Consider the following 6383-nt stretch of genomic DNA (forward strand, 5'->3'; position numbering starts at 1 on the left):
GTTCCGGCTCCTGGAGCACTGGGGTGTCACCCCGGACGTGCTGATCGGCCACTCCATCGGTGAGATCGCCGCCGCGCATGTGGCGGGCGTGTTCTCCCTTGAGGACGCGTGCACGCTGGTGGCCGCCCGTGGCCGGTTGATGCAGGCGCTGCCGGAGGGCGGTGCGATGGTGGCCGTCCAGGCGTCGGAGGAGGAGGTCGCCGGATCGCTGGCCGGTCGTGAGGCCGAGGTGAGCATCGCGGCCGTCAACGGCCCGACGGCCGTTGTCATCGCTGGTGACGAGGCGCCGGTGCTGGAGATCGCCGGTCAGTGGTCGGAGCAGGGGCGCAAGACGAGCCGCCTGCGGGTCAGTCACGCCTTCCACTCGCCCCGCATGGACGCGATGCTGGACGACTTCCGCAAGGTCGCGCGGGACCTGACCTTCCAGACTCCCACCCTGGCCCTGGTCTCCAACGTCACCGGAGAGCCGGTCGGGGCCGACGATGTCTGCTCCCCCGAGTACTGGGTGCGGCATGTGCGCGCGGCCGTGCGCTTCGCCGACGGCGTTCGCTCCCTCCAGGCCCAGGGCGTCACCGCGTACATCGAGGTGGGCCCCGACGGCGTGCTCTCGGCGATGGCGCGGGACTGCCTGGCGGGCGAGGCCGCTTCGGCCCCGGCCGTGGTGCCGGTCCTGCGCAAGGGACGCCCCGACGCCCAGGCCCTGATGGCCGCGCTGACCGAGGCCCATGTCCACGGTGTGACGGTCGACTGGGAGCAGGTCTTCGCCGGGAGCGGTGCACGGACGGTGGACCTGCCGACGTACCCCTTCCAGCGTCAGCGCTACTGGCTGGAGGGCACGGGCGGAGCCTCGGACGCCTCCGCCGTGGATGGCGTGGACGCGCGGTTCTGGGACGCGGTGGAGCGCGAGGACCTGGAGACACTGGCAAAGGCGCTGGACGTCGACGGGAGCGGCTCGCTGGGCGAGTTGCTGCCCGCGCTGACCTCGTACCGCCGTCAGCAGCGCGACCGGGCCACGGTCGACGGCTGGCGCTACCGGATCTCGTGGAAGCCGGTCACGGAGACCCCCGCGGCCACACTGTCGGGTACCTGGCTCATGGTCGTTCCCGCGTCCGGTGTCGCCGACGCGTTCGCGGACTCGGTGTCCGCCGCACTCCAGCGGCACGGCGCCGATGTCGTTCGTCTGGTGGCGGACGAGGCCGATCTCGCCCCCGGTGCGCTGGCCGCGCGACTGCGTGACACAGCCACCGAGCCGTCCGCGCTCGGCGGCGTGCTGTCCCTGCTGGGGGTGGACGAGCGGCCCTGCACCGAGCACCCGGTGGTCTCGCGCGGCCTCGCGCTGACCCTGACGCTGGTGCGCGCCCTGGCCGAGGCGGACATCCGCGCCCGGCTGTGGTGCGCCACCCAAGGTGCCGTGTCGGTGGGCCGTTCCGACCAGCTCACCAGCGCCGTGCAGGCGGAGAGCTGGGGCCTCGGCCGGGTGGCCGCCCTGGAGCACCCCCGGATCTGGGGCGGTCTGATCGATCTGCCCGAGACCGTGGACGAGCGCGCCGCCGCGCGACTGGCCTGGGCACTGTCCTTCGGAGACGGCGAGGACCAGGTCGCGGTACGCGGATCCGGAGCGTACGCCCGGCGCCTGACCCGCGTCACGGTCGGCAACGGGTCGGCGGAGCGCGTGTGGCGCCCCCGGGGCTCGGTGCTGATCACCGGCGGCACCGGCGCCCTGGGCGCCCAGGTGGCGCGCTGGGCCGTGCGCGAGGGCGCGGAACACCTGGTGCTGACGAGCCGTCGAGGCCCGTCGGCCGACGGCGTTTCCGAACTCACCGCGGAACTCCAGGCACTCGGCGCCGAAGTGACCGTGGTGGCCTGCGACGCCGCCGACCGGGACGCCCTGGCCGAGGTGCTGGCCGCCGTACCGGAGCGGTATCCGCTGACCGCCGTCGTGCACGCGGCGGGCATCCTGGACGACGGTGTGCTCGACGGCCTGACCGTCGGCCAACTCGCCGGGACCCTGGCCGCGAAGGCCGAGGGCGCGCGCCATCTGCACGAGCTGACCGCAGAGCTCCCGCTCGACGCGTTCGTGCTGTTCTCCTCGTTCGCCGGTGCCATCGGCGGCGCAGGCCAGGCCGCCTACGCGGCGGCCAACGCCTACCTCGACGCGCTGGCACAGCGGCGCCGGGCCCAGGGCCTGGCCGCCACCGCGGTCGCCTGGGGCCCGTGGGCCGAGAGCGGAATGGCCGCGAGCGGCCGAGCCGGGGAGCGGACGCGCGGCGGGCCACTGCCCCCCATGACTCCCTCGCTGGCCCTGGACGCCCTGGGCTGGGCCGCCGGCCATGACGAAGCCGCGCTGGTCGTGGCCGACATCGACTGGACCGGCATGGCCTCCCTGCTGAGCGCCGGCCCCAGCGCCCTCGTCAGCGACATCCCCGAGGCGCGTGCGCTCCTGACCGCCGCGGCCGGGACCATCGGCCAGACGGAACCGGGCCATGACCTGCGAGGACAACTGGCCGGACAGTCGGACGAGGAACAGCGCCTCCTCCTCCTTGACCTCATCCGCACCCACGCGGCCTCGGCACTCGGCCACTTCTCGGCGGACTCCGTCGAGCCGGGCCGCGCCTTCCGGGACCTCGGGTTCGACTCCCTCACGGCCATCGAGCTGCGCAACCGGCTCGACCTGGCCACCGGTCTGAGCCTGCCCGCCACCCTCATCTTCGACTACCCGACTGCCGAGGTGCTCGCCGACCAGCTGCGGCAGGAGCTGGGCGGAGCCCACGCCGGGGCCGCCACGGCGGCGGTCCCGCACCGCGTGCGGCCGGATGACGACGACCCCATCGCGATCGTGGCGATGAGCTGCCGCTTCCCCGGAGGCGTGGAGAACCCGCAGGACCTGTGGCGCCTCCTGGCCGAGGGCGGCGACGGCATCGCCGGGTTCCCCGGCGACCGGGGCTGGGACGTCGAGGGCATGTACCACCCGGACCCCGAGCACCCGGGCACGTTCTACGCCCGCGAAGGCGGATTCCTCTACGGGGCGCCCCAGTTCGACCCCACCTTCTTCGGGATCTCGCCGCGCGAGGCGCTCGCCATGGACCCGCAGCAGCGGCTGCTCCTTGAGACGTCCTGGGAGGCGTTCGAACACGGGGGCGTCAAACCGGCCGCGCTGCGTGGCAGCCGTACCGGTGTGTTCGTCGGCACCAACGGCCAGGACTACTCCACGATCATGCTCGACGCCGTCGAGGACTTCGGTGGCCATGTGGGTACGGGCAGCGCGGCCAGCGTGGTGTCGGGTCGTATCTCCTACACCTTCGGCCTTGAGGGGCCCGCGGTGACGGTGGACACGGCGTGTTCGTCGTCGCTCGTCGCGCTGCATCTCGCGGTGCAGGCGCTGCGTCAGGGCGAGTGCGACCTGGCGCTCGCCGGTGGTGTGTCGGTGATGTCGACACCCGGCGCGTTTGTGGAGTTCAGCCGTCAGCGTGGCCTGGCCCCCGACGGCCGCTGCAAGCCGTTCGCGGAGGGCGCGGACGGCACGGGCTGGTCCGAGGGCGTGGGCATGCTGCTGGTCGAGCGGCTGTCGGACGCGCGCAGGAACGGCCACCCGGTCCTTGCGGTGGTCCGCGGCAGCGCGATCAACCAGGACGGCGCCAGCAATGGTCTTACGGCGCCCAACGGGCCGTCGCAGCAGCGGGTGATCCGGCAGGCGCTTGCCAGCGCCGGACTGTCCGCCGCCGAGGTCGACGCGGTCGAGCAACATCGGTCACACGCAGGCCGCCGCGGGCGTGGCCGGTGTCATCAAGATGGTGATGGCGATGCGGCACGGTGTGCTGCCGCAGACCCTTCACGTGGATGAGCCGTCGGGCCAGGTGGACTGGTCGGCGGGTGAGGTGCGGCTGCTGACGGAGGCCACCGAGTGGCCCGAGACCGGGCAGCCGCGCCGGGCGGGCATCTCCTCGTTCGGGCTCAGCGGAACCAACGCCCACACCATCATCGAGCAGGCCCCCGAGCTGGCAGAGGCCGTGGCCTCGGAGGCGGCCGGGCCCGGGACACCGGTGTCGACGGACGTGGTGCCGTGGCTGGTCTCCGGGAAGAGCCGGGAGGCGCTGCGGGCGCAGGCCGAGCGGCTGTACGGGGACGTGGCGGCCCGCGAGGACATCGAGGCGCTGGACGTCGGCCACACGCTGGCGGCCAGGTCGGTGTTCGAGCACCGTGCCGTGCTGGTCGGCGAGGACCGGGAGACCCTGCTGCGCGGCCTGCGGGCCGTCGCGGAGGGCGGCATCGCCTCGGGAGTCGTCCAGGGACAGGCCGCAACGGGTGGCAGGACGGCGTTCCTGTTCTCGGGTCAGGGTGCGCAGCGCCTGGGTATGGGTCGGGAGTTGTACGACGCCTTCCCGGTGTTCGCCCGCGCCCTGGACGAGGTGTGCGCGCACCTGGACGTCGTACTGGACCGTCCGCTGAAGGACGTGATGTTCGCGGCCGAGGGTGGCGCGGGCGCCGAGCTGCTGAACCAGACGGCGTTCACGCAGCCCGCGCTCTTCGCCATCGAAGTGGCGTTGTTCCGGCTCCTTGAGCACTGGGGTGTCACCCCGGACGTGCTCATCGGCCACTCCATTGGTGAGATCGCTGCCGCGCATGTGGCCGGGGTGTTCTCCCTTGAGGACGCGTGCACGCTGGTGGCCGCGCGTGGCCGTCTCATGCAGGCCCTGCCCGAGGGTGGGGCGATGGTCGCCATCGAGGCGTCCGAGGAGGAGGTCTCCGGATCGCTTGTCGGTCGTGAGGCCGAGGTGAGTATCGCGGCTGTCAACGGTCCGACCGCCGTGGTGATCGCGGGCGACGAGGCTGCCGTACTGGAGATTGCCGGTCAGTGGTCGGAGCAGGGGCGCAAGACGAGCCGCCTGCGGGTCAGCCATGCCTTCCACTCGCCCCGTATGGACGCGATGCTGGACGACTTCCGTGACGTTGTCACCGGTCTGTCCTTCCAGGCACCGGCCATCGCCCTGGTCTCGAATGTGACCGGTGAGTCGGCGGGCGCGGACGAGGTGTGTTCGCCGGAGTACTGGGTGCGCCATGTCCGGGAGGCCGTGCGGTTCGCGGACGGCATGCGGGCGCTCAGCGCCCAGGGCGTCACCAGGTTCCTGGAGGTCGGCCCCGACGGTGTGCTGTCCGCGATGGCGCGGGACTGCCTGACGGCGGACGAGGCAGCGGCCTCGGCCGTGGTGCCGGTGCTGCGCAAGGACCGCCCGGAGGTTCAGGCGCTGACGGCGGCGCTGGCCGAACTCCACGTCCACGGAGCCTCGGTGGAGTGGGAGTCCGTCTTCGCCGGGCGCGGCGCGCGGACGGTCGAGCTGCCGACGTGACGGCGAGACGCCGCTGAGCGCGGTGCTGCCCGCGCTGTCCACGTACCACCGCAACAGGCGTGACCGGTCCACGATCGACAACTGGCGCTACCGCGTGGCGTGGAAGCCCGTCTCGGACGTGGCCGGTGGGTCGCTGTCGGGGACGTGGCTGGTGGTGGTTCCGGCGACGCGTGCCGAGGACGAGTTGGTGACGGAGGCCGTCGCCGGGCTCCGGCGCCATGGCGCCAATGTGGTGCCGCTGGTGGCCGACGAGCGTGACCTCGACGCCGGGGCGCTGGGGGAGCGGCTGCGCGCGGCGGTCGCCGACGCATCCGCTGTGGGTGGCGTGTTGTCGCTGCTCGCCCTGGACGAGGAGCCCTGCCCCGGGCACCCCGAGCTCCCCAGTGGTCTCGCCCTGACGCTGACCCTGGTGCGAGCCATGGCGGACACGGGCATCGAGGCTGCGCTGTGGTGCGGTACGCGGGGCGCGGTGTCGGTGGGCCGTTCCGAGCGGCTCAGCCGTCCGGCGCAGGCCATGGTGTGGGCGCTGGGCCGGGTGGCCGCGCTGGAGCTGCCGGGGCTGTGGGGTGGTCTGGTTGATCTGCCCGAGGTGCTGGATGAGCGTGCGGTCGCGCGGCTGGTGGGCGTGCTGTCCGGCGGGGCCGGTGAGGCTGCTGAGAGGCGCCGGGTGCGCCCGAGCTGCGTGCGGAACTTGAGGCCCTGGGTGCCCAGGTGACCGTGGTGGCCTGTGATGTGGCTGACCGTGAGCAGTTGGCCGCGGTGCTGGATGCCGTGCCTGAGGAGTATCCGCTTGCGGCGGTGGTTCACGCGGCGGGTGCCAATGCGGCGGGGCCGCTGGCCGACACGACGGTGGCCGACGCTGCCGCTGTGATCTCCGGCAAGGTGGCCGGTGCCGTCAACCTGGACGCGTTGCTGGGTGATCGTGAGCTGGACGCCTTTGTGGTGTTCTCGTCGATCGCGGGTGTGTGGGGCAGTGGTGGTCAGGCTGCTTATGGTGCGGCGAACGCTTATCTGGACGCGTTGGTGGAGGACCGTCGG

The 6383-nt window shown here is 72.8% G+C and carries 1 pseudogene; it reads left to right on the top strand.

Going from position 1 to position 6383, the window contains the following annotated elements:
• Positions 1 to 6383, top strand: a pseudogene (locus tag IG74_RS54000) (SDR family NAD(P)-dependent oxidoreductase); the annotation flags it as partial.

This window comes from Streptomyces sp. NRRL B-1347 (assembly GCF_000720325.1).
GTDB lineage: Bacteria > Actinomycetota > Actinomycetes > Streptomycetales > Streptomycetaceae > Streptomyces.